The sequence below is a fragment of the Salinispora goodfellowii genome, assembly GCF_059570675.1.
The window spans coordinates 56,148-79,946 of sequence record NZ_JCANTD010000009.1 but is presented as its reverse complement, the minus strand read 5'-3'; the positions used below and the strand labels follow the sequence as shown (position 1 = coordinate 79,946).

Genomic DNA, 23,799 nt, shown 5'->3' with positions numbered 1-23,799 from the left:
TACGGTGGGCCCATGGCGCAGTTCGTGGACTGGGATCTGGCCGCGGCGACCGCGGGGACGCTCGGCAAGACGGGCCCGCGCGTCTCCTATGTCGAGGCCACGGAGGTGGTCGGTGAGCTGCGACGGCTGACCGACGAGGCAGCCGAGCACGTCGGCGACTTCACCGGGCTCCGCTCGCAGGTGTCGCACCCGCCGGTGCAGGTGGTGGACCGGCGGGACTGGGCGGCGACCAACATCGCCGGTCTGCGCGAGGTCATTGGCCCCCTCGTCGGTCGCCTGGCAGGAGACAAACAGCCCGGTGTGTTGACCGAGGCGATCGGTTCGCGGATCACCGGCGTGCAGGCCGGCACGGTGTTGGCGTACCTCTCCGGCCGGGTCCTCGGCCAGTACGAGGTCTTCTCCGGCGAACCGGGCCAGCTACTGCTGATCGCGCCGAACATCGTCGAGGTGGAGCGGAAGCTGGCGGCCGATCCCCGCGACTTTCGGCTCTGGGTCTGTCTGCACGAGGTCACCCACCGCACCCAGTTCACCGCGGTGCCGTGGCTACGGGCGTACTTTCTCGGCGAGGTGCAGGCGTTCGTGGATGCCGCCAGCAGCGGCGCCGCCCCCCTGGTCGAGCGGCTGCGTCGCGGTGTCTCCCTCCTCGCCGACGCGGTACGGGAGCCGACCGGTCACACCAGCGTCCTGGACATCGTCCAGACCCCGGCCCAGAAGGCGGTGCTGGACCGGCTCACCGCGCTGATGACGTTGCTTGAGGGGCACGCCGAGTTCGTGATGGATGGCGTGGGGCCGCAGGTGATCCCGAGCGTGGAGCGGATCCGGGCGTCGTTCAACCGCCGTCGGGAGTCGGGCAACCCGGTGGAGAAGACGCTCCGTCGGCTGCTCGGGGTGGAGGTCAAGCTGCGCCAGTACGCCGAAGGACGGCGGTTCGTGCACGGTGTCGTCGAGCGGGTCGGCATGGCGGGTTTCAACCGGGTCTTCGCCTCACCGCTGACCCTGCCCCGGCTCGCCGAGCTCAGCGACCCGGACGCCTGGGTGGACCGGGTGCACGGGCCGGCCGGTTCGCTTCCGGCCGGCGACTGACCGGCGACCCGTGGCCGCACTCGCCCCACCGGTCGCCGCGATCCGCCGCGCGATCCGGCACGCGCTGGCCGAGCTGCCCGGTCGGGGGCCGGTCCTGGTGGCCTGTTCCGGGGGAGCCGACTCGCTCGCCCTCGCCGCCGCGACCGCCTTCGTGGCGCCCCGGCTCGGGCTCTCCGCCGGTCTGGTCACCGTTGACCATGGTCTGCAGGAGGGCTCCGCGCGGCGGGCGGCGGCGGTGGCCGCCTGGGCCCGGACGACCGGCCTCGCCCCCGTTGCGGCAGTCCGGGTTGACGTGTCCGGCCAGCCCGGTGGCCCGGAGGCCGCTGCCCGGGCAGCCCGCTACCGGGCCTTGACGGAGGTGGCCGAGGGGCTTGGGGCGGCGGCGCTGCTGACCGGACACACCCGCGACGACCAGGCGGAGACGGTGCTGCTGGCGTTGGCGCGCGGCGCCGGCCCGCGCGGGCTGTCCGGGATGCCGGCTCGGCGGCGGCTCGGCCCGGTGTTGCTGCTGCGTCCGCTGCTGGAGGTGAGTCGGGAGCAGACCGGGGCGGCCTGTACGGCGCTGGGGCTCGAACCCTGGGTGGACCCGCACAACGCTGACCCGGCGTACGCCCGGGCTCGGGTTCGGGCCGAGGTGCTGCCGGTGCTGGTGCGGGCGCTCGGGCCGGCGGTGCTGGACAATCTGGCCCGTACCGCCCGGCTGGTCGCCGTCGACACGGCGGCGCTGGACGAGCAGGCCGGCACCGCGCTGGACGGGGTGCGGCACCCCGATGGCGGGCTCCGCGTGGCTGGGCTCGCGGAGCTGTCGCCGGCGATCCGGGGACGGGTGTTGCATGCCTGGGCCCGGGAGTTGGGGGCTCGCCCCGCCGCCCTGTCGCACCGGCATGTGGGCGCGTTGGAGGCCCTGGTCACCGACTGGCGTGGGCAGGGGGCGGCGTACCTGCCGGGCGGGCTTCGGGTGTTCCGCCGGGCGGGTCGGCTCGCCGCCGTCAACTCGGACGCGCAGGTGTGCCCGGAGGAAGTGTCCTGGTAGCGGTGCGGGGATCGGTCCCGTTTGCTGGTCTTTGCGGAGAAACCCGGCCTGGGTCGGATAAAAGGAGCGGCCCCGCCGACGGAGACCATCGTGCGTACGGCAGGCTAGGAGTCATGGCTGACGGCTCCTGGTACGACGCCGATATCGACCACGTGATTATTTCGGAGGCGCAGATCCGCGACAAGACGGCGGAGTTGGCCAAGCAGATATCGGCGGACTACGCCGACGTCGAGGACGGGCTGCTGCTCGTCTGCGTCCTCAAGGGCGCGGTGATGTTCATGGCCGACTTCGCCCGGGCGCTGGGCCGGCAGGGCCCCCCGGCGGAGCTGGAGTTCATGGCGATCTCCTCGTACGGGCAGGGCACCACCTCCTCCGGCGTGGTGCGGATCCTCAAGGACCTGGACCGGGACATCGCCGGCCGGCATGTGGTCGTGGTGGAGGACATCGTCGACTCGGGGCTGACCCTCTCCTGGCTCCTGCGCTATCTGGAGTCCCGCTCGGCGGCGAGCGTCGAGGTGGTCGCGCTGTTCCGCAAGCCGGAGGCGGTGAAGGTGCCGGTCGCGGTCAAGTACGTCGGCTTCGACATCCCGACCGAGTTCGTCGTCGGCTACGGGCTCGACTTCGGTGAGCGCTACCGGGAGTTGCCCTTCGTCGGCGTACTCCGACCCGAGGTCTATGCCCGGTAGGAGCGCTTGCTTCGACGCTCAGCGGACTCTCAGCCGGACGGACTAGGGTTGAGGTCGGTGGCGTGGAGGTAATCTCCAGGCCTGACCTCCGTAACCGCGAGACCGGGCGGTTGGGTGGCCGGGTGCGGAGCTCGCGTCCCGCCGGCGGAAACCCGGTTCGCCCTACGCGTAAGTGCTGGGGCTGGCATGCTCGCATCCGGTACGAACGGTGTACCGTCGAGTGACCGTGGCGCGATGTGGTGCCCCGGGGGTCAGACCGACCCGCACGGCGGCTCAGCCGCCGCGCTGGCGGCGACACTATTCAGACGGTCCGGACGTCGATCAGGAGGATGCGAGCGTCTCGGCGCTCGACAATAGTATGGAACGTACGCGTTTCTTCCGCCGACCGTTGGTCTGGGTCCTCCTGGTCGGCCTCGGCGCCTTTTTGCTATACAACTTTGCCTTCAATGAGCCCGACTACCACCAGGTGGAAACCTCCGTTGCGCTGGAGCAGCTCAACGAAAAGGGCGGCATTGAGGAGGTCGTCTTCGCCGACAAGGAGCAGACGCTCCAGCTGAAGCTGGCCGAGCCGGCCAAGTTCGGAGACACCACCACCGACCAGATCGAGGCGCAGTTCCCGTACGAGGTTGGGGACCAGATCTGGAACGACGTCCGCGAGGCCGAGGCGAACAATCGCGTCACCGGCCCGGTCGACGCCGATGTCTCCCGCGACAGCATCTGGACGACCCTGCTGGTCAGTCTGCTTCCCATTCTGTTGCTGGTGGCCCTGCTGGTGTTCTTCATGTCGCAGATGCAGGGCGGCGGCTCCCGGGTGCTCAACTTCGGCAAGTCCAAGGCCAAGATGATCACCAAGGACACGCCGAAGACGACCTTCGCCGACGTGGCGGGCTCCGAGGAGGCCGTCGAGGAGCTGCACGAGATCAAGGACTTCCTGCAGAACCCGGCGAAGTACCAGGCGCTCGGCGCCAAGATCCCGAAGGGCGTGCTGCTCTTCGGCCCGCCCGGCACCGGTAAGACCCTGCTGGCCCGCGCGGTTGCCGGCGAGGCCGGGGTGCCCTTCTACTCCATCTCCGGCTCGGACTTCGTCGAGATGTTCGTCGGTGTCGGCGCCAGCCGGGTCCGGGACCTCTTCGAGCAGGCCAAGACGAACGCACCGGCGATCGTCTTCGTGGACGAGATCGACGCGGTCGGTCGGCACCGGGGCGCCGGCATGGGTGGCGGTCACGACGAGCGGGAGCAGACCCTCAACCAGCTCCTCGTCGAGATGGACGGCTTCGACACCAAGGGCGGGGTCATCCTGATCGCCGCCACCAACCGGCCGGACATCCTCGACCCGGCGCTGCTGCGGCCCGGCCGCTTCGACCGGCAGATCCCGGTGGACGCGCCGGACATGGAGGGCCGCAAGGCGATCCTGCGGGTGCACGCCAAGGGCAAGCCGTTCACCCCCGACGTTGACCTCGACGCGGTGGCGCGGCGTACCCCCGGCTTCAGCGGCGCCGACCTGGCCAACGTGATCAACGAGGCTGCGCTGCTCACCGCGCGCCGGGACAAGCGGGCGATCACCGACGAGTCGTTGGAAGAGTCCATCGACCGGGTGATCGCCGGTCCCCAGCGCCGTACCCGGGTGATGAGTGACAACGAAAAGAAGATCACGGCGTACCACGAGGGTGGGCACGCGCTGGTCGCCTGGGCGCTGCCGCACGCCGCTCCGGTGCACAAGGTGACGATCCTGTCCCGGGGCCGCTCGCTGGGGCACACCCTGGTCCTGCCGACCGAGGACAAGTACACCCAGACCCGGGCCGAGATGGTCGACACCCTGGCCTACGCGCTCGGTGGCCGGGCCGCCGAGGAACTGGTGTTCCACGAGCCGACCACCGGCGCCGGCAACGACATCGAGAAGGCCACCCAGCTGGCCCGCGCGATGATCACCCAGTACGGGATGAGCTCCAAGCTCGGTGCGCTCAAGTACGGCAGCAGCGGTGACGAGCCGTTCCTCGGCCGCAACATGGGCAACGAGCGGGGCTACTCCGACGCCGTCGCCGCCGAGATCGACGCCGAGATGCGGGCCCTGATCGAACTGGCCCACGACGAGGCATGGGAGATCCTGGTCGAGTACCGCGATGTCCTGGACAACATCGTGCTCGAGTTGATGGAGAAGGAAACCCTCTCCACGGCCGACATGGCCCGCATCTGCGACCGGGTGGCGAAGCGCCCGCCGATGGCCCCGTACAACGGGTTCGGCAAGCGTCAGCCCTCCACCGAGCCGCCGGTGCGCACCCCCGCCGAGAACGAGGCCCTCAAGGCGCAGGGCTCGGCCGACACCGCCGCCATCAGCGGCGCCGCCTCGAACAACTCGGACGGCTCGCACTGAACAGCGACGAGGCGACCAACCCCGTGCCAGGGGACCAGGCGGCCAACCTCCCGTCGGGGTTGGCCGCCTCCGCCACCGAGCTCGACGGCGACCTGGACCATGTCGCCGCGCGGCTGGTCAGCGGTCGGCTCGCCGGCCGTCCGGTCGAGGAGAGCGTTGACCTCGGCCGGCTGGAGAAGGCGGTCCGCGAGATCCTGATCGCGGTCGGCGAAGACCCGGACCGCGACGGGCTCCAGCAGACCCCGGCCCGGGTCGCCCGGGCTTACGCCGAGTTGTTCGCCGGGCTCCGGGTCGACCCGGCGCAGGTGCTCAGCACCACCTTCGAGGCCAGCCACGACGAGCTGGTGCTGGTCCGGGACATCGATGTGATGAGCCTCTGCGAGCACCACCTGCTGCCGTTTCGGGGCAGCGCTCACATCGGGTACGTTCCCGGCGCGGACGGCCGGATCACCGGGCTGTCCAAGCTGGCCCGGCTGGTAGAGGTCTTCGCGCGCCGTCCCCAGGTGCAGGAGCGGCTCACCGCGCAGGTCGCCGACCTGCTGATGGCGCAGCTCCAGCCGCGTGGCGTGATCGTCGTCCTGGAGTGCGAACACATGTGCATGGCGATGCGTGGCATCCAGAAGTCCGGGGCCCGCACGATCACCTCCGCCGTACGCGGCAGCCTGCAGGCGGATGCGAGGACCCGCGCCGAGGCGATGGCGTTGATCAACTCACGTTGACCTCGCCCGCCCGGCGGGTCACCAGCCACCCCGCGACACCGCTACGCCTCCGCCGAGCTCAGCCCAGCAGGGCGAGCAGGAGCACCGCACTGGCCAGGACCGCCGGGACCAGGCAGACCAACGCCCCGAGCCGGGGAGTGCGGTCCGGTTGCCCGCCCGCGTCCGGCGCGGCGAGGCGCCCCACCCACCACCAGCCCGCCGCGAACGCCGCCGCCGGTGTCGCCAGCCCGACGACCAGCGCGGCGGCGCTCACCGTGCCGGGGCCGGTGACGGTGAGTAGGATCAGCTGGACCAGCGGCATCAGCAGGGCCAGCGGGGCGTAGCAGAGCAGGTTACGGGCGACGACGGGCCAGCCGGCCAGGTTGACCAGCCCACGGGCGGCCAGCACGGCGTCCGCCGACTCCACCCGGTCGGCCGCCCCCCGCAGCGCGGCCAGCACCGGCGTCGGCCCACTCGCCATCGACCGGTTCGCCGCCGAGAGCTCCGGTGGCGTCGGCGCCAGCGAGATCGGCGGTACGCCGGCCTCGCGCAGCCGCGCCTCCTGCCCAGCCAGCCGGGCCCGGACCGTCGCCAGCTCCTCCCGGGCGGCCGCGACCGCGCGGGCCTGCTCGCCCGCGGCGGTGGCCGCACCGCGGCGTACCTCGTCGAGCTGCCGGGTCGCCGCGAGGTACTCGGCCCATGCCGCCTCGGCCGGCTCGTGGCCCGGCTCGAGCTCGAGCTCGGGCTCGGGGGTCGGCTCGGTCGCGTGGCCCGACTCGGGCTCGGGGGTCGCCTCGGGCGGCGCGGGGTCGGGTAGCGGCTGGCGGGCCGGACCCGGCGGAAGAACCGGCTGCGGTACGTGGATCGGCGGCGGCGGGGCAGCCGGGGGATGCTGCCGGTCCGGGTCCCGATCCTGGATGGGTATCCGGCTCACGTCAGGACCGGATTCGTGGCGAACGGAACCAGGACGACGCCCTGCTCGCTGTGCCCGTCCCAGAGCAGCGCCCGGTCCGGTCGAGGACGCCACTCCACCGGGCGGCCGAAGAGCGCCCCGAGCTGGGCTCCCGGTACGTCCACGACGGCGACCGTGGCGAGCTTGGCCAACTCGTCTCCTGGTTCGAGTAGGGACGCGAACGCGGGTACGGTGCCCCACCGGCCGAGCAGGTGCCGACCGGCCGGCGGCCCCTCCCGGAGCAGGGTGGCGAGCCGGTCCGGCGGCACCCGTCCCGAACCCGGCCCGTCCAGGTCGAAAACGATCAGGTAGGCCGGCTCGGCGGAGTCGAGGGCGGCCGGCAGGTCAGCCGGATCCACCACCGCGACCGAGTGTTGGGCGGCCAACTCGGCCGCGAGCGCCGCGGCGAGTGGCCCCGCCTCATCCGCGGAAGGCACCACCACGAACCGGGCGGAACCCGGCTGGTGGTGGGCGGCGAGACCGCGGGCCGCGGTGACCAGCAGGCCAGCGGCCGCCGTACCGGTGCCGAGCACCGCCAGATTGCGCCCCGGGCCGGGGCCGAGCGGCACCGCCACCGTCGACCGGGTCACATCCACCGCGCGGCCCAGCAGCGCCACCGGCCCGGTCGCCCCACCAGCCACCGCCGCGCGGTACCGGGGGTCGTTGCGGAGCTGCGGCTGGGCATAACCGGCGAAGACAACTGGTGGGGCGCTCCGCTCCGGGCGGGCCGCCCAGAGCCGGTGCCGCAGGTCCGCCACCACCTCGCCGTGCTCCAGCGGGTCGGGGAAGCGGACCACCCGTTCGTGTCCCCGGATGGCGCCACGCGGTCCCCCGAGACCACCAGCGGTGTTGACCACCACACTCCCCACCGCCAGCCCGGCCGCCGAGTCGTTGGTCGAGGCCAACACCGCGCCTCCACCGGGAAGCGCCACCCGCACCGGGAACTGCCCGAGCAGCGGATCCCGGTCACTGCGCGCCCGAAGGCCCAGGTCCCCCTCCCCGGCCAGGAGCAGATGCACGCCGTACGAACGGCCGGTGCGCGCCACGGCCTCGAGCAGGGCCCGGGCCTGGATGGTGATCCGGTCCCGGCCAGTGAGCAGTCGCGGTAGACCGTCCACCACGGCGACGATCCGCGGCAGCTCCCGGTGCTGCCGCAGCTCCTGATACCGCTGCCCGCCGGCTCGGGCACCGGCCTCCTCGCGGCGGCGAACCTCGGTGGCCAGGAGGTCGAACAGATCCAGCACATACTCCCGGTCCGCGGTGATGGCGGCGGCACGGACCTGCGGAATCCAGGAGCGGTCGCGTTCGGTCTGGAGGAACTCGGCGAAGGACTCCCCGGCGCCGAGGTCGGCCAGGTAGACGACGAGCTCCTCGGGACCGTAGCGGGCGGTCAGGCCGAGCAGGGCGGTGGCGAGGAACGTCGATCGGCTGGTTTCCGAGCGGCCACTCACCAACCAGTGCGGCGTCAGCTCGGAGAAGCCCAGGGAGACCGGCCGCCCCCCGGCGTCCCCCACCGTCGTCGCCATCCCGTCGCGGGAACTCGCCGTCCACACCGGCTCGCCCGGCTCCGGGAGCAGCTCGGCCAGGGCCAGCCGCGAGCCCGCCTCCACCTGCTCGGCGAGGCCCCGGCAGACCTCGTCCACGAGGTTCGCCGGGGGATCCGGCTCGAGAAAGACCGGCGAGTTCAAGCCGACGCCGTCGTTGGGGTGGGCGGCGCCGCCCGACGGGTCCGCCTCCGGCGTCCCGAAGTCCGTGCCGGGAGGGCCAGCCAGCAGCGCGTACGCACTGCGGATCGTCAGCGAGGCGGCGCGTGGCAGCGGAGCATGGCCAGCCGGCCACCCGGCCACCACCAGGTGCAGACCGCTCGCGCTGCCCTGCTCGGCGAGCGCGGCCAGGCGGGCCAGGTCGGTGTGATCGGTGGACTCGGGCAGCGCGGCGATGACCAGGAGCAGGGTCCGTTCGTGCCGGCGCCGGCCGTCGGCGACCGGGGCCATCCACCGCTCCGCCTCCGCCAGCACCGCCCGCAGGCCGGCGAGGTCCGTAGCCGGGGGCGGCAGGAGGCCGGCATCGGCGAGCGCCGCGAACGGGGCCAGCGCGGTACCCGTACCGTCGACCGCCCGGACCAGCAGCGCCCCGGCCGGCGTGGCCGCCAGCAGTCGGAACAGGACGGCCCGGACCAGGCCCGCCACCCGCGGATCCCCGGCGTCGGCGTCGATCGTCAGGTTCCCGGTGCCGATCAGCGGGACCAGTGCGGGGAAGCGCGCCTCGTCGAGGGGGGCGGCGGTGCCGACCCGGACGAAGCGCGGCGGCCCCTCCCCGGCGACGGTCCCCGCCGGCAGGGTCTCCAGCGCGGCTCCCGCCCAGCCGGGGGCGAGCTGACCGGCGGCGCTCCGCAGCCGGTCGGCGAGCGCGTACTGGCGGGCGTGGTCGGCGGGAGCGGGGCGGATGTCGTCGAGGACGTCGGCGGCGGCGAGCGCGGTGGCGGCAGCCTGCCGGTGTAGGGCGGCGGCCCGGTTCGCCCGCCTCCTCGGACCCACCCGTCCACCCCCTTTTCGCGAGGCCGGCGACCCACCTCGCGCCAAGACCGTAGCGCAGGACGAGCTGGTTCCGGCGGAGGCGCCGCGGTGCTGCGCCGGTGTTGTTGCCGACGTCACCGGCGGGGAGGAAGCCGTCACGATCCGCCTAATCTGGGCATTGGGCCAGGGGCCGGCAGCCGTTAGCCTCAGGGGGTGGAATCAGTGCAGCCCCCCGCCGGTTCCCAGGTGTCCCGCCTACCGGCGCAGCGGCCTCCCTCGGAGCAGCTGGCGGCCCCGCCCTCGGCGCCCGCGCCAGGAGCGGGGGCGCCGGTCCCGCCGCCGCGGCGACGACTGCGCACCATCCTCACCGTGACCGCCGCCGTGCTGACGGCGCTCGTGCTGGGCGGGATCGTCGGCGGCTACGTCCTCTACGCCCGGGCCACCACCCCCGACCGCAGCGCACCGGAGGTAGTCGTGGACAACTACCTGCGTGCATTTTTTGTCGACCGCGACGACACCCTCGCCGACCTGTTCCTCTGCGCCGAGGGAGCGTCCGTCGCGGAGCTGCGGGCGTTGCGCGAGGACCTGGTCGCGCGGGAGGCACGGTTCGCGGTGCCCATCTCCGTCAGTTGGGAAAGCCTCGCGGTCCAGCGGGACGGGGACGAGGCGGTCGTCGAGCTGGAGCTGGTGATCTCCGCCCATGTGGACGGCGTCAGCTACAGCGACCGGCAGCCGTGGCGCTTCACCACCCGGCTGGGTGAGGACTGGCGGGTCTGCGCCGGCGCGCGGACTGACTGACCCTATTCGATCCAGAGCAGGTGGACGGGGACCTCGAGTGTGGTCGGGGTCTGCCCGCGCCAGGCCCACCGGTACCACTCGACCTCGGGGGTGACCCGGACGCAGATGTCGCCCTCGGCGCTGGAGTAGGTCTCGGTGACCGCGCGTAGGTCCCGGTGCTCGACCGGGCCCACCACGTGCACGACCCGCCGGCCGGCGACGGCGTCGGCCTCGAAGACCGGCGTCGGTGCCCGGTGGGTGGGCGCGTCCAGGGAGACCAGTCGATCCGCCTCCGCGGGCGGTCGTTCCGATCGCAGCCCCACCGTCTCCACCCAGACCCGGTCGGCCGGAACGAGGGGGGCGAAGACCTCGACCTGATCGGCCTCGGCGCGGTACCACTCGTGCTCGGCGATGACCGGCACGTAGGTGCGGCTGCCCTGCACCACGCGGTCGTCCGCCCGGAGGTCACCGCGCCAGCCCAGCCCGGGTTGGCCGACCCGCACCCGACGCCCGCGCAGCTCGACCCGACCGGAGGCCGGCAGCACCGCGATCGGTCGGGGCGGCAGCGGCGCCCAGTCCGGCTGGTCCAGGAAGGGGTCGGGGAGGGGATCTGTCATCGCCGTCGGTGCCTCACTCCACGCTTCGCAGCGGGGCGCCCTGCTCCCGCATGAACAGCACCGGGTCCGTCGCGCCGTTGCTGCTCCGGTCGCCGTTGGTGTGCACCTCGAAGTGCAGGTGCGGGCCGGAGGAGTTGCCGCTGCTGCCGATCCTCCCGATCTGCTCCCCGGCGCGCACCGACTGACCCGCGCTGACCTCGGGTTTTTCCACCAGGTGGCAGTAGCGGGTGATGATCTTCCCGGGGTGTTCGATGTCGACGAACCAGCCGCAGCCGCCCTTGCCCGGCCAACCGTCCACGTCGCAGCTCAGCTCCCCGGCCCGGTCCGGATCACAGCGGGCGACCAGGACCCGTCCGCTGGCGGCGGCGCGGATCGGGGTGCCCTTCGGCGCGGCGATGTCTACCCCATGGTGCGCCGGCCGATCCCGGGTGCGGAAGCCGGAGCCGACGTCACCGGGGATCGGGGCGGTCCAGCCGGAGGCGGAGATCCGGCCATCCTCGGCGGCGTCGCAGGCGTGCCCGCCGTTGACCGGCACGGTCCGGGCCGCGCCGCCCGCCAGCGAGTTGACGATCTCTGACGCCAGCGCCTCATGTTTCGCGTAGGCGTCCGGGAAGGCGCTGACCTGCACGGCCTGCGCGGCCCGGGTCAGCGGCAGCTGCTGCCAACCGGGGACCTGCACCAGCTTCTCGTAAAACTTGCGGGCCGCGTACTCCGGCGTCATCCGCTCCTTGACCGAGCCCCAGCCCGCCCGCTGCTGGAACAGGCCCACCGAGTCGTGGTCCGAGCCGACCCCCTCGTTCGGGAGCTGCTCCGACCCGGGGACCGTGGGGTTGGCGAGATTGCGTAGCCGGGACTCCTGCATGGCGGTCGCCACGGCGATCACCCACCCGCGGGGCGGCACCGGCAGCTCCTGCCCGACCTGAATGATCCGGGCGGCGTTGCGGAGCTGGAGCTCACCGTACTGCGACATCTGCGGCATCGGCCCGGTGACCTCGACCTGGAAGTCGTCGGTGCACTCCTGGTTGGTGAGCCGGAGCCGGTCATCGCCGCCGAGCTCGGTGAGGAAGAAGGCGCCCGCGCCGCCGGCGCAGCAGAGCAGGGTCAGCGTCGCGGTGAGCGCGACGGCCAGCGCCCTGACGCGCGGCGGACGGCGTTTCGGCTCGGCTGCGCTGCTCATTCCTGCTCCCAGTCCACCGCGTCCACCCGCCACCGGCCGTCCGGCGCCACCAGCTCCAGCCGGAGTTGGCCGGTGTCGAAGGGCACCCGTGCCTCGACGACCGCGTCCGACCGGGCCGTGACCGTCGTGGCGCCCGCCACCTCGCCGGTCGGGACATCGACCGGGTCCACGTCGGCGAGCTGCTCGGCCAACGTTGGGGTGGTCAGGGGGCGCAGCCCGGCGTGCCAGCGCTCGGCGGTGATTCCGGGCTGCCCCCGCCAGGCGGTGACGAACCGGTCAGCGACCTGCTCCGGTGTCGCCGCCCCGGGCCGGGTCACCGGCGTGGGGGAGCGCGGGTCGAGCAGCCCGTCGTCGCCGGTCGTCGGGTGCACCGTGGTGATCGGCTGCTCCGGGCGGTTGCTGAGGCCGCTCCCCGGCTCCCCCGCCCCGACGACCAGCCGGGTGGTGCCGATGATGCCCACCACCACCACGGCGAGCGCCAGCGCGATCCCCACCCGGGACCGGAACATCCGGGTGAGGAGCTGTTCGACCGCCCGCCGCACCGCGATCACCGAGCCTCGGAGCGGACCCGGGGGGTGCTCCGTTCCGGCGCGGGCTTCGTCGCACCGGGTCGGTAGATGACGAAGGAGGGGCTCTCCGGCGGGCCCTCCGGCTCGGTCCAGCTGGCCGGCGTCCGCCGTTGCCGCGGTGCGGGGGTGGTGCGGTCCGGGGTGCCGCGCTCCCCGGACGTCGGCGCCCCGTCCGGCCGCTCGCGGCGCTCCGGCCGGGCCCCACCCTCGGTCGCGGGCGTCAGCTCCTCGTGCCGGGCCTCCGGCCGGAGCCGGCTCTGCGTCGCCACCACCACGCCGCGGCGACCCGAGCTCGGATCGCCGGCCCCGCGGGGCTCCGCGTCGAGGCGGGACGCCGTGCGCATGTCCCGGAAGAACCGGCGGTGCCAGGAGCCAGCCGAGCCGCCCGACTCACCACCGCCCTTGCCGCCGAGCTGGGTGACCCGCCGGTAGGGGCGCAGCAGCAGCCAGCCGACCAGGCCGCAGAGCCAGACCAGCACCACCTGGAGCCAGCCGGGCAGGGTCGGCGTGCTCATGATGAGATCCACGGCGAAGAGGTAGATCGCGGCGCCGGTGCCGAAGATGGCGATGTTGAAGACCGCCGCGACCACGGCGTTACCCAGCCGGCGCAGCCCGGCGCTCGCCGGGCGGAGCAGGCCGACGGTGCCGAGGATCGGCGCGGCGATCACCGCCCAGCGGAAGAGCAGGAAGCCCAGCAGCACCAGCACCGACGCGGTGAGATCAAACATCGCGAAGAGCAGCGCGGCGAGCACCGCGATGAAGCCGGCACCGACCCGGTCCATGTCCCGGATCCCCTGCAGGTACTCGTATGCCTCCGGATCCTCCTGCTTGATCTGCTGGGCGACCCGCGCCCACTGCTGTTGCTTGGCCCGGACGGTGGCCTCCCGGGTGGCGGGGAACTCCCGCAGCTTCTCCGTCTCCCCCCAGGAGAAGGACTTCGCGTCGTAGAGCGCCGGCCCGTACTTCTGCGCGGTCTCACTGTCGGCCGAGCCCAGCACCCCGCGCAGCCAGTTGCGGTAGAGCATCGTCTCGGTGGCCGTGTCGCTCGCCCGCACCGCCGGCGGGCGCTTGTCGGCGCAGGCATCCGGATTCGGGACCGGGCACTGGTCCGGCGGGGCGTCCCTGGTGGTTGGTCCGACCGCGTCGTGGACCACCCCCAGTGTGGTGACCAGGGTGCCGTCGGCGACGTTGGCGGACTTCACCGGCCAGGCGGCCAGCGCGGTCACCGCCACCATCACGAGCAGGGCCCAGCCGGCGGTCGTCATGGCGTTGCTCATGTCCGACTGGCGGGACCGCCAGAGCAGATAGAGCCCGACCACGCCGAGCGTGACGATCCCGAAGACGCTGAACACCTTCTGGTAGACCGCCGTGGTCGCCTGCTCCACCAGCGGATCGGCCCAGCCCCACATCGACCGCGGATCCCAGGCCCGCTCCCGCAGCGCGTTCGAGGCACCGATGATCGCGGTGGCGATCATGAATTCGCCGTTGGCGACCGTGTTCGTGAACTTGTAGTCCGGGTGCAGCACGGCGGTGGCGCAGCCGGTGTCGATGTCGTAGGTGGTGTAGCCGTATCCGGCGTAGCCGTAGTCGCTGTAGAACCCTTTCGGCCCGGGCTCCTTCGCGGACTCCGGGCGGGCCGCGAACCAGCCGGCGAGGCCGGAGTCCGGCGCCGTCGGCGTCGGGGCGTTGCGGCAGGTGACCTCGTCCTCGGCGACCTCGGCGAGCCGGGACACACAGGAGCGGAAGTCGGCCTGCCACTGCTCGACGGTGCAGGGGCCGGCTGGGGCCTGCGTGGACAGCTCCGGGGCCGGTGCCGCCGCCGCGCCGACCCCCGGCCAGCTGACCGTGGCCCCGGCGAGGACACCGAGGGCCAGCAACAGCGCCACCGTCCGAGCCCGGGCCCCGGCCATCTCACGCCTCCAGCTCGGCTACGACGGGCAGTACGCCCGCTGCGGCAGCGGCCGCCGCGGGTGTGGTGTCGAGGTGGTCGAGCAGCCCATCGACGTACGAGACGTCGACTCGGACCTTCTGCACCCGCCCGTCAACGTCGCGCATGACGAACTCGCGGTAGCCGAGGCGGGCGGCTGAGGTGCTGTCGGCGGCGGAGAGGGAGGCGAGGGTGGCCTCGTATCCGTCGTTGACCGGGACCCGCAGCAGGCGCAGCGCCTCGGAGGCGATCTCCTCGTCCTCGGCGATCCGCCCGACGAAGACCGTGGAGACCAGGTTCTGCACGTCGAGGCCGAGGATGTCCCTCGGGTTCTGTGAGGCGACCAGCGCGGCCAGGTTCCACTTGCGGGAGTCCCGGGCCAGCCGGACCAGGAACGACCGCCCCGACCGCCAGCCCTCCATGAAGTGCGCCTCATCCAGCCCGACCAGTTTGCGCGACGACATCGAGCCGCCGTAGCAGCGGCGGACGGCGAGTCGGTGCGCGGTGTGCAGCATGGGCAGGGCGAGCGCCTCCTCCGCCGACCAGTACTCTCGCTCGATCTTGAGGTCGGGGAGGCGGAGGCCGGCCATCGTGATCACGGTGAGGGTGGCGTCCGGCCCGAGCAGCCCCTCTGGGGGGCGACCGAAGAAGAGCATGGCCAGCGGCATCTCAGCGGTGTCCAGCAGGAGGTTGGCCAGCTCCCGGCCGGCGTCGTCGTCGAGCTTGCCCAGGATGGCGACCACATCGTCCAGGGTGGCTGTCTCCTCCGCCGGGACCTGGCGTACGGCGTGCCGGAAGAGCGTGGCGGTGGATGCCTCCCGCGCGACCTGTGGCGGCACCAGCATCATGCAGATGTCCTGGACCAGCATCCGGCGCTCGGCCCGGGCGTTGGAGACGGCGATCTCGAACTCCCGGTCGCCCGCGTCGCCGGCGCTGAACTCACTGCGCAGCGGCGTGGGGATCAGCGCGTACGGGGCGAGGGTGCCGGGCTCGGAGCCGGTCAGGTTCAGCACCCGCGCGTACGGGGCCAGCTCCGGCATGGCGCAGAGCCGGGCGAGCGGGCCGGAGGGGTCGAGCAGCGTTACCTGCACCCCGCGGCGGGCGGCCAGGTAGCCGAGGGCACCGAGCAGGGTGGACTTGCCGCCGCCGGGCTCGGCCACGAAGACCCCGAGCCCGGAGCGTTCCCGGACCTCCATCGGGAAGTGCAGGTCGAGGAAGACCGGCCGGCGGCAGGTGCCGGCGGTACGCCCGATCAGGTCGCCCCGGCGGTCGCCGACGGTCGAGGCGGCCTGCGGGAGTGCGGCGGCGAAGAGGTTGACCGGCATCCGGCGGACGTAGCCGGTGTTGGCGATCGGCTCCCCGGGGATGAACTCGCGGGCCAGCCAGTCCTGGTTCTTCGGGTGTTGGAGCGAGACCCGCAGCTCTCGGGAGTAGAGCTGGATCAGCCGGCGGGCGCGTTCCAGGCACTCCTCTCGGGTCCGACCGCCGACGGCGAGTCGGTGCCAGCCATGCGCGCGGGCCGATTCGACCGGCAGCCCGGTGGTCATCTCGTCGCCGATGACCAGGGCCCGCTCCGCGAGGCGCTCCAACTCGGGTGGGGCGTCGATGCCGTGCTCGGCGTAGTCGAGCTGCTGGGAGCGGATCATTCGCAGCCGGTGTTCCAGGTTGCGGAAGGAGTCGCCGGAGCCGAGGATGTCGACCCGGCTGGACAGCTCCATCGGCCAGGGCAGCCGCTCGTGAAAGTGCAGCCAGGGCTCGTGTCGTTCGGGGATCTCCAGCGGCTCCATCCGGCCCACGGCGAGGACGGCGACGTGCCCCTCCTCCCCGGTCATCCGGTTGACCAGCTTGACCGTGGACCCGTACGGGGTGCGGTAGCGCTCCACCTGTTCGGTCAGGGCGAGCAGGTCGCCGCGTTCCCAGTGCCCGTCGGTGACCGGGGAGAGTCGCCCGGGCGGGGCCATGCAGAGCGCCACCGAGCGGTAGAGGAGCCACTCCAGCTCCGGTGTGGTGACCCGGCGTCCACGCATACCGAAGGCGCCCAGCACCTCGTCGAACTGCTCGACGGCGCGGCCGAGCTTGCGCCGTTCGCCCTCGGCGACACCGCGACCGAAGCTGCGCCGTACCCGCTCCACCAGCGAGTCGCCCAGGGAGCGTCGGGCGAAGGTCACCCCCAGGTACGTCTGTCCCTCGGCGTGGTTGACCGAGAGTAGGTGCCGTTGCGCGGCGACCAGATGATCTGCCCAGGTCGGTGTCCCCGGGACATCGGGTAGCGGTGCCCGGGTCTGGGTGTCGATGGTGCGGGCCCATTCGTCGGCCGGGAAGGGGCGGGTGGTGCGTCGCAGGTGCAGGCGGAAGCCGGCCAGCCCGGCGTACTGCTCGGAGATCGCCGCGAGCAGCGCCTCCCGCTCGGCGTCGGGGCGGAAGGCCCAGCGCACCTCGGGTAGCCAGTACCAGGCGGTGACCGTGTTGGGGGTGAAGGTCAGGTGGCCGGCGATCTCGGTGATGGCCAGCTCCACCGACGGGTCCCGGTCCCTGAAATTGATCTTCGGTGGCCGGATTCGGGCCGGTTTGGTGGCGCGATCCCGCCGGTCGGTTTTGGTGGCGCGATCCCGCCGGTCGGTGGAGCGTCGAACGGGCGGGGGTACGTCTGGGGCGTCCGGCTCCGACCGCTCGCCGAGACGACGTCGCGGTGCCATCTCGGCTGGCCGCGGTGCCATCTCGGCTGGCCGCGGCGGCACCTCGGCTGCCGGTGGCGCCGCCTCCTCGGTCTCTGGCCGGGCGAGCCGCTCGCCGACCTGGTGGGGTACTCGGGTGGAGCGCCGGGCCGGTCCGGCGGGAGCGGCGGGTGCGGCCGGTATCGCGGGAGCGGCCGGAGCGGCGAGGGGATCCGCGGCGCCGAGCTGCTGCGGGATGGTCGGCTGCGGCTGCGGCTGCGGCTGCGGCTGCGGCTCGCGCGTCGCTGATCCGCCCGATGTGGACCGGGTCGGGCGGGTCGCGCCGAACAGGTCGAGAAAGGGGGAGTCGATGTCGATGTCGGTGCCGGCGGCCGGCGCCGGCTCGGTGGGCGTCCGCTGGTGCAGTGGGCGGTGCGCCGGGAAGACACCGACCCCACTGTGGCCCGGGGAGGTGGCCCGGGCGGAGTCGGGCCAGGCCTCATCGAACTCCGCGACGTAGTCAACAGGTTGCGCTGCGTCACCTGGAGCCGTGGCCGGCTGCCCGGCCGGAGACCCCGGCGCGTAGTGGGAACTCATGCCACCGCCTCACCCGCGTCGTTGCACTGCCCGGTCATGCCAGTTCCTCTCGGATCCTGATCCGGCTGCCGACCAGGCGGGGGTCGCGTTGCTCGGCGGCCGGCTCCCGGGTGCGTCGCCAGTCGGTCAGCGCGGTGTGGATCACCATGCGCGCGGGCCGATCCGGGTCGACGTACCGGAAGACGAACGAGGTGGTCACGATCGCGAGGGCGATCTCCCACGCCGGGAAGAGCTCGACCTGCAGCGTGAACAACCAGTGGACGAACATGTAGAGGGGAACGAGCAGCATGAAGAGCCCATACTGGGCGTACGGGAGGTGGACCGGGAGGGTGTAGCCGGGGGGCCCGAGGTAGACCAGACGAGCCCGGTAGATGTCGTCGTCGGTGCGCAGCCGCATGCTCGTGCCCGCGCCTATTCGAAGATCAGGCTGATCAGGTAGTCGCCGACGAAGAAGAGGGTGGCGGCCCCGGCGATGAAGGCCAGGCCGACGATCGCGATGGCCGAGCTCGTCAAGACCTTGGAGATCTCGCCCCGGCTCGCCCGCCCGATGAAGATGACGCCCAGCACGGCCAGCAGGATCGGGGCGATCTTGCTGGCGAAGAAGGCGACGATGTTGTCGGTGGCGATGCCGCTGGGTGCGGGCTCGGCGAGCGGTGTCGAGCTCAGGGTGGTGAGCGCGTGGGCGGCGGACGATGCCGCCTTCGTCAGCTCGATGGCGATCACTGGAAAACCTCCCCATTTCGCGGCCGGCGGCGCCGCGGCGGTGCAGCAGGCATGGCTGGCGGGAACGGTGCTCATGTTGCGGCTAGGCCGCCGCGGTCGTCACCCACCACGAGCGGGCAGGTCCTGGGCGGATTTTCCCGCTTCGGCCCTCCCTCCAGGCTTCGCCATCTCGATGCTCGGCAATTCCAAAGCGTACGGCCACCCACTGTCTGCGACAAGCCACGAAGAATGACCCCGATCCGACTCTGCCGTCCGACCCCACACCTGCACCGAACCGCATGTCAGCGCCCCCGGGCCGGGTGGCGCCGGAGCGCCAACGAGGACCGGTACGGTCTCCTTGTGACCGATCTGGTGCAGGCCGCGTCCCCGGTGGTGATGGGCATCCTGAACGTCACGCCGGACTCCTTCTCCGACGGCGGACGCTACGCCGATCTCGATGCCGCCATCGCACACGGCGTGCGGCTGCGCGGCGACGGTGCCCACCTGGTGGACGTGGGCGGCGAGTCCACCCGACCCGGGGCGGACCGGGTGGCCGCCGAGACCGAGGCGGACCGGGTGCGGCCGGTGATCCGCGAGCTGGCCGCCGCCGGCGTACCGGTCAGCATCGACACCACCCGGGCCCGGGTGGCCGAGCTGGCGCTCGCCGCCGGGGCGCAGGTGGTCAACGATGTCTCCGGTGGGCTCGCCGACCCGGACATGGCCCGGGTGGTCCGGGACGCCGGCTGCCCCTGGGTGCTCATGCACTGGCGCGGGCACTCCCGCGAGATGCGGGAGCTGGCCCGCTACGGCGACGTCGTCGCCGACGTCAAGGCCGAGCTGGCGCAGCGGGTCGAGGCGGCCCTCGCCGCCGGGGTGGCGGCCGACCGTATCGTCATCGACCCGGGGCTCGGCTTCGCGAAGACCGCCGCCCACAACTGGGAGCTGAGCGCCCGGCTGCCGGAGCTGCTGGCGCTCGGCTACCCGCTGCTCTTCGCCGCCAGCCGCAAGTCCCACCTGGGCGCGCTGCTCGCCGTTGACGGCACGCCACGGCCAACCGAGGACCGGGAGGTCGCCACCGTCGCCACCAGCGTGCTCGCGGTCGCGGCCGGCGCCTGGGGAGTGCGGGTGCACGACGTCCGGGCCACCGCGGACGCGCTGGCCGTCTGGCGGGCCACCGGATCACCCCGGCTGGCCACCATCGGATCGTCCGGTCCGGCCACCACCGGCGGTGCCCAGACCAGCGGAGAGCAGCGATGACCGACCGGATCGAGCTGGCCGGCCTGCGGGTGCACGGCCGGCACGGGGTGTACGACTTCGAGCGGGAACACGGGCAGGACTTCCTCGTGGACGCGCTGCTGGAGCTGGACCTCGCCCCGGCCGCCCGTTCGGACGAGGTGACCGACACCGTCCACTACGGCGAGTTGGCCGAGCGGCTGACGGCGGTGGTCGCCGGGGAGCCGGTCAACCTGATCGAGACCCTCGCCGACCGGCTTCTCACGGTCTGCCTGGCCGACGCCCGGGTCCATACCGCCACGGTGACGGTGCACAAGCCGCAGGCCCCGATCTCGGGTAGCTTCACCGACGTGGCTGTCACCATGACCAGGTCCGCCTCGTGACCCGCGCCCTGCTCTCGCTCGGCAGTAACCTCGGCGACCGGGCCGACCACCTGCGGTCGGCGGTTACCGCGCTGGGTGAGTCCGTGCTCCTGGTCTCCGGCGTCTACGAGACTCCGCCCTGGGGTGACCGTGACCAGCCCGCGTACCTGAATGCCGTGGTGCTGGCGGTAGATTCCGCAGCGGCGCCGGAGGACTGGCTGGCGCGGGCCCAGGCGGCCGAGCGGGCGGCCGGCCGGGAGCGCGATCCGGCCCGACGTTTCGGGCCCCGGACCCTCGACGTCGACGTCATCGCGGTCTGGGCGCAGGATGGCACGCCGGTGCTCCGGGACGATCCCGAGCTGACGCTGCCGCACCCCCGCGCCCACCTGCGCGCCTTCGTCCTGCGGCCCTGGCTCGACCTGCAACCGTACGGGCGGCTGCCGGGCCACGGCTGGCTGACCGACCTGCTGAACTCGGCGCCGGTCGGCGCGGACGCGTTGGAGCTGCGTCCCTGCCCCGAGGTGGGGTTAGAGTCAACGGCATGAGGCAGCGGAGCCGGCGGGCATGATGCGGGCGAGGTCATCACCTCCGGACGGCGCGGGCCCCGGCCGGATGGGCCCCACCCGGGGCTCCACACTGGTGGTCGCCGGCCTCGCCGCCGCCGGGGTGGCGTGGCTGCTGATCAGCTTTCTCTACTACGACTACCTCCCCGGCGACCTGCCCTGGCTGCCGGTGATCACCCTGGCCGGGCTCGCCGTGCTGGAGGCGTACGCCGCGGTGAACACCCGGGCCCGGATTGCGCGCCGGCCGGGGAAGGAATCGGTGAACCCGCTGCTGGTTGCCCGCTTCGTGGTGCTGGCCAAGGCGTCCGCGCTGGTGGGCGCAATCTTCGCCGGCTGCTACGCGGGCCTGACCGGGTGGCTGTTCGTGGAGCGCACCGAGGCTGCGGTGAGCGACCGGAACGTGGCGGGGAGTAGCCTGCTGGCCGCCCTGGCGCTGGTGGCCGCCGCGCTCTGGTTGGAGCGCTCCTGCCGGGTTCCCGAGCAGGAGGACGACCAGGATCGCGAGCCCGGCGACCGGGGAGGCCGCTCCGGCCCGGGCTGAGCCTGGGCTTCCGCCGTGCTTCCCGCGCGGGTACGGTGCCTGCCACCGGAGCGTAACGGCCGCCCCGGACCGCTCCGCGCGTTGGGACCCGGGACGGACGGCCAGGTGGAGGGCGGCTGCATGGGGCACGACGAATCGGCGCGAGGTAGCTCGGAGATCTCCCCCAGCGCCAACACCGTCGCCCCGGACCCGGACCCGGATCCGGACCAGGTCGACTCCGGTGGAGACCGGCTCGGCGTGCACGTCGTCTGGGAACTCCTGCTCCTGGTGGGCGCGGTCGGGGTCGCGTACCTGCTCTGGCGAGAAAACCCGGAGACGCTGCGGGGCGACGGCTTGCGGTCACTGCTCGTAGATGGAGCCGTCCTCGGGTTGTTGGCCCTCGCCGCCGGGCTGAGCCTGCGTACCTCGGCGGTGAATCTGGCGATCGGTCCGGCGGCCGTCGCGGCGGCGCTGCACATGGCGGAGCAGGGGGACCGGGGTGCCGCGGCCGCCCTCGGCCCGGCGATCGCCGCCGCGGTGCTCGGCGGGCTGCTCCTGGCCTTCGTGGTGACGGTGCTGCACGTCCCCGCCTGGGCGGCCAGCCTCGCCGCTGGCGCGGCGCTGGTCGGGTACATCGAGCGGCGAAGTGAGCCGGTTCTGCCGCAGGGTAGCTACGATCCGACGAGCGACGCGCTCTATCTGTTCGCCGGGTTCGCAGCGCTCGCCGTGCTCGGCGGGCTGTTCGGCGCGTTACGACCGATCCGTCGGCTGATCGGCCGGTTCCGACCGGTCACCGATCCGGCCCGCCGGCAGGGGGCGCTGGGCCCGGTGGTGGCCGGCGGGGCGCTGGTCGGCTCCAGCGTCCTGGCCGTGCTGGCCGGCTCCCTACTGGGGACTCCCGTCGCTGGTCCGGTCGCCGTGGGGTCGGGGCTGGACTGGACCGTTCTGGCGGTGGGGACGGCGCTGCTCGCCGGCACCAGTGCCTTCGGCCGCCGGGGTGGCATCCTCGGCACCCTGCTCGCCGTCTCGTTGGTCACGCTCGTCCGCACCGACCTGCAGGCGAGCGGCCTGACGGCGAGTCGCTGGGCGGTCGGGGCGGTGGCGCTCGGGGTGGGGCTGGTGGTGACCCGGATGGTCGAGGCGTACGGGGGCGCGCGGGACGACCGGGAGGCGGTTGACGACAGCCCCGATGCGGACGATCAGCTGCCTGCCGATTGGAGCATGCGGCGGCCCGAGCCGTTCCCGGACTGGGCCGCGACGCTGCCGCCCCCGCCCGCCGAGCGCCCAACCAATCAGTGGGATCTCCCGGACTGGGGGACCGGACGGCAGTGGGGCGCAGGTCGGCGCTGACTCGCGTCTCGCAGGTCGGCGCTGACTCGCGTCTCGCAGGTCGGCGGGGAGCAGGGCGGTTAGGCTCGGCCGCATGACCGACACACCTTCGACCTTCCCCGCCGGCCGGTCGTTCGAGGAGTTGGACGCACGCTCCACCGAGGAGCTGCGCAAGCAGGCGTTCGCGGTGGCGCGGGAGCGCCGTGACGTACGGTTCTTCTGGTCAGTTCTGCGGCACCTGCCGAATGCCGACGAGGCCGCTGCCCTGGACGGCGCGCCGAACTCGGTCGGGCCGACCATCGACGAGGCGGTGGCGCTGTGGCGGGAGCTGACCGGGCACGGCTACGAGGAGTTGGCGCCGGTGCTGCGGGCGGCCTTCATCGACTATCTACGGCGGTAGCCGCCCCGTTGGGAGCGGGCGGCCGGCGCTGGTCGGCGACGTGGCCCAGGCTGAGCAGGCGGGATCGGGTGAGGACACCCACGGGTTGCTCCTTGTCGGTCACCATGACCCGGTCCGCCATGGTGGTCAACAGGACCCCCAGCGCGTCGTACGCCGACGACCCGAGTGGCACCGTGGGGAACTCGGCGGAGATCGGGGTGGCGGGGACCGGCTCGACCGTCTCCCGGGTGACCGGGGTGACGGCCAGGCGTCGGATGCCCCGGTCGGCACCGACGAATTCCCGGACGAATGGGGTGGCCGGTGCGCCAAGCACGGCGGCCGGGGTGTCGAACTGCTCCAGGCGGCCGCCCTCGGAGAGCACCGCGATCCGGTCGCCCAGCCGAACCGCCTCGTCGAGGTCGTGCGTCACCAGCACGATGGTCTTGCGAACCTCGGCCTGCAACCGCAGGAACTCCTCCTGGAGCCGGGTCCGGACGATCGGGTCGACCGCGGAGAAGGGCTCGTCCATCAGCAGGACCACCGGGTCCGCGGCGAGTGCCCTCGCCACGCCCACCCGCTGCCGCTGACCGCCGGAGAGCTCGTGCGGGTAGCGGGCGCCGAACTGGGTCGGGTCCAGGCCGACCAACTCCAACAGCTCGGTGACCCGTTGCCGGCGACGCTCCCGGGGCCAGCCGAGCAGCTGCGGCACGGTGGCGACGTTCGCGCTGATGGTCTGGTGCGGGAAGAGGCCGACGTTCTGGATCACGTAGCCGATGCGGCGGCGCAGCTGTACCGGGTCCACCCGGGTGACATCTGCCCCGTCGAGCAGGATCCGGCCGCCGGTCGGCTCGATCAGGCGGTTCACCATTCGGAGCACGGTCGATTTGCCGCAGCCGGAGGGGCCGATCAGCACCACCAGTTCGCCGGCGGCGATCTCCAGGGTCAGTTCGCGGACCGCCTCGGTGCCGTCCGGGTAGCGTTTGCCGATCTCGTCAAGGAAGATCGAGGCCGCACGCGCCCCGTTGGCAGCGGATCCCCGCGGGGTAACGTCCAC

22 protein-coding genes are annotated in these 23,799 nt (G+C 72.9%); 12 read left to right on the top strand and 10 right to left on the bottom strand.

Annotated features, from left to right (window positions below):
* Positions 1-12: 12 nt before the first annotated feature.
* The 5 genes from T398_RS12280 (at position 13) to folE (ending at position 5,892) form a co-directional block, all read left to right on the top strand.
* The gene (locus T398_RS12280; RefSeq protein WP_496446746.1) at positions 13-1,083 is read left to right on the top strand and encodes a zinc-dependent metalloprotease; all 1,071 of its coding nucleotides are present in this window, start codon (positions 13-15) and stop codon (positions 1,081-1,083) included.
* Positions 1,084-1,093: 10 nt separating this feature from the next.
* Complete coding sequence (tilS, locus tag T398_RS12275) at positions 1,094-2,116, top strand: tRNA lysidine(34) synthetase TilS (protein ID WP_496446744.1); 1,023 nt, start codon at positions 1,094-1,096, stop codon at positions 2,114-2,116.
* Positions 2,117-2,229: 113 nt separating this feature from the next.
* Positions 2,230-2,802: a hypoxanthine phosphoribosyltransferase gene (gene hpt, locus T398_RS12270; RefSeq protein WP_018217488.1), complete on the top strand. Its 573-nt coding sequence runs from the start codon at positions 2,230-2,232 to the stop codon at positions 2,800-2,802.
* A 358-nt stretch (positions 2,803-3,160) separates the two neighbouring features.
* Complete coding sequence (gene ftsH, locus T398_RS12265) at positions 3,161-5,173, top strand: ATP-dependent zinc metalloprotease FtsH (protein WP_496446741.1); 2,013 nt, start codon at positions 3,161-3,163, stop codon at positions 5,171-5,173.
* A gap of 59 nt (positions 5,174-5,232) precedes the next feature.
* Complete coding sequence (gene folE / locus T398_RS12260; protein WP_018726572.1) at positions 5,233-5,892, top strand: GTP cyclohydrolase I FolE; 660 nt, start codon at positions 5,233-5,235, stop codon at positions 5,890-5,892.
* A 58-nt stretch (positions 5,893-5,950) separates the two neighbouring features.
* Here folE and T398_RS12255 read toward each other — a convergent pair whose 3' ends face one another.
* Both T398_RS12255 and T398_RS12250 read right to left on the bottom strand, forming a co-directional pair.
* The gene (locus tag T398_RS12255; protein ID WP_496446740.1) at positions 5,951-6,805 is read right to left on the bottom strand and encodes a hypothetical protein; all 855 of its coding nucleotides are present in this window, start codon (positions 6,803-6,805) and stop codon (positions 5,951-5,953) included.
* Complete coding sequence (locus T398_RS12250) at positions 6,802-9,360, bottom strand: FtsK/SpoIIIE domain-containing protein (RefSeq protein ID WP_496446738.1); 2,559 nt, start codon at positions 9,358-9,360, stop codon at positions 6,802-6,804. Before T398_RS12250 ends, T398_RS12255 begins: the two co-directional genes overlap by 4 nt.
* Positions 9,361-9,561: 201 nt before the next feature.
* Between T398_RS12250 and T398_RS12245 the strand changes: the two genes are divergently transcribed.
* Positions 9,562-10,137: a hypothetical protein gene (locus T398_RS12245; RefSeq protein ID WP_496446827.1), complete on the top strand. Its 576-nt coding sequence runs from the start codon at positions 9,562-9,564 to the stop codon at positions 10,135-10,137.
* A 2-nt stretch (positions 10,138-10,139) separates the two neighbouring features.
* Here the strand turns inward: T398_RS12245 and T398_RS12240 are convergent, their stop codons facing one another.
* Genes T398_RS12240 through T398_RS12210 form a run of 7 tightly spaced genes read right to left on the bottom strand, consistent with a single transcriptional unit; the run spans position 10,140 to position 18,380 of the window.
* Positions 10,140-10,733: a hypothetical protein gene (locus T398_RS12240; RefSeq protein WP_496446736.1), complete on the bottom strand. Its 594-nt coding sequence runs from the start codon at positions 10,731-10,733 to the stop codon at positions 10,140-10,142.
* A 13-nt stretch (positions 10,734-10,746) separates the two neighbouring features.
* Entirely contained in the window at positions 10,747-11,910 is a 1,164-nt protein-coding gene (locus T398_RS12235; RefSeq protein ID WP_496446735.1) for a M23 family metallopeptidase, read from the bottom strand.
* Positions 11,907-12,461: a hypothetical protein gene (locus T398_RS12230; RefSeq protein WP_496446734.1), complete on the bottom strand. Its 555-nt coding sequence runs from the start codon at positions 12,459-12,461 to the stop codon at positions 11,907-11,909. The genes T398_RS12235 and T398_RS12230 overlap by 4 nt, the downstream gene beginning before the upstream one ends.
* On the bottom strand, positions 12,458-14,389 hold the full coding sequence (locus tag T398_RS12225; protein WP_496446732.1) for an MFS transporter: 1,932 nt from the start codon (positions 14,387-14,389) through the stop codon (positions 12,458-12,460). Before T398_RS12225 ends, T398_RS12230 begins: the two co-directional genes overlap by 4 nt.
* Before the next feature lies 1 nt (position 14,390).
* Positions 14,391-17,657, bottom strand: a complete 3,267-nt coding sequence (locus T398_RS12220; protein WP_496446730.1) for an ATP-binding protein — start codon at positions 17,655-17,657, stop codon at positions 14,391-14,393.
* A 34-nt stretch (positions 17,658-17,691) separates the two neighbouring features.
* Positions 17,692-18,054: a hypothetical protein gene (locus T398_RS12215; protein WP_018217477.1), complete on the bottom strand. Its 363-nt coding sequence runs from the start codon at positions 18,052-18,054 to the stop codon at positions 17,692-17,694.
* Between the two features lie 14 nt (positions 18,055-18,068).
* On the bottom strand, positions 18,069-18,380 hold the full coding sequence (locus T398_RS12210) for a hypothetical protein (RefSeq protein WP_496446729.1): 312 nt from the start codon (positions 18,378-18,380) through the stop codon (positions 18,069-18,071).
* A 339-nt stretch (positions 18,381-18,719) separates the two neighbouring features.
* Between T398_RS12210 and folP the strand changes: the two genes are divergently transcribed.
* The 6 genes from folP (at position 18,720) to T398_RS12180 (ending at position 22,766) form a co-directional block, all read left to right on the top strand.
* Positions 18,720-19,616 (top strand): dihydropteroate synthase, encoded by an 897-nt coding sequence (gene folP, locus T398_RS12205; protein WP_496446727.1) that lies wholly within the window; start codon positions 18,720-18,722, stop codon positions 19,614-19,616.
* A complete protein-coding gene (gene folB, locus T398_RS12200) occupies positions 19,613-19,975 on the top strand; it encodes a dihydroneopterin aldolase (protein ID WP_496446726.1) in 363 nt (120 codons plus the stop codon). The genes folP and folB overlap by 4 nt, the downstream gene beginning before the upstream one ends.
* On the top strand, positions 19,972-20,499 hold the full coding sequence (folK, locus tag T398_RS12195; protein WP_496446725.1) for a 2-amino-4-hydroxy-6-hydroxymethyldihydropteridine diphosphokinase: 528 nt from the start codon (positions 19,972-19,974) through the stop codon (positions 20,497-20,499). The genes folB and folK overlap by 4 nt, the downstream gene beginning before the upstream one ends.
* Before the next feature lie 67 nt (positions 20,500-20,566).
* On the top strand, positions 20,567-21,058 hold the full coding sequence (locus tag T398_RS12190) for a DUF3180 domain-containing protein (RefSeq protein WP_496446826.1): 492 nt from the start codon (positions 20,567-20,569) through the stop codon (positions 21,056-21,058).
* Positions 21,059-21,178: 120 nt separating this feature from the next.
* Positions 21,179-22,387, top strand: a complete 1,209-nt coding sequence (locus T398_RS12185) for an ABC transporter permease (RefSeq protein WP_496446723.1) — start codon at positions 21,179-21,181, stop codon at positions 22,385-22,387.
* A gap of 73 nt (positions 22,388-22,460) precedes the next feature.
* Complete coding sequence (locus tag T398_RS12180) at positions 22,461-22,766, top strand: hypothetical protein (protein WP_496446721.1); 306 nt, start codon at positions 22,461-22,463, stop codon at positions 22,764-22,766.
* Here the strand turns inward: T398_RS12180 and T398_RS12175 are convergent.
* Positions 22,744-23,799: an ABC transporter ATP-binding protein gene (locus T398_RS12175; RefSeq protein WP_496446720.1), complete on the bottom strand. Its 1,056-nt coding sequence runs from the start codon at positions 23,797-23,799 to the stop codon at positions 22,744-22,746. The two genes, T398_RS12180 and T398_RS12175, sit on opposite strands and share 23 nt — an antisense overlap.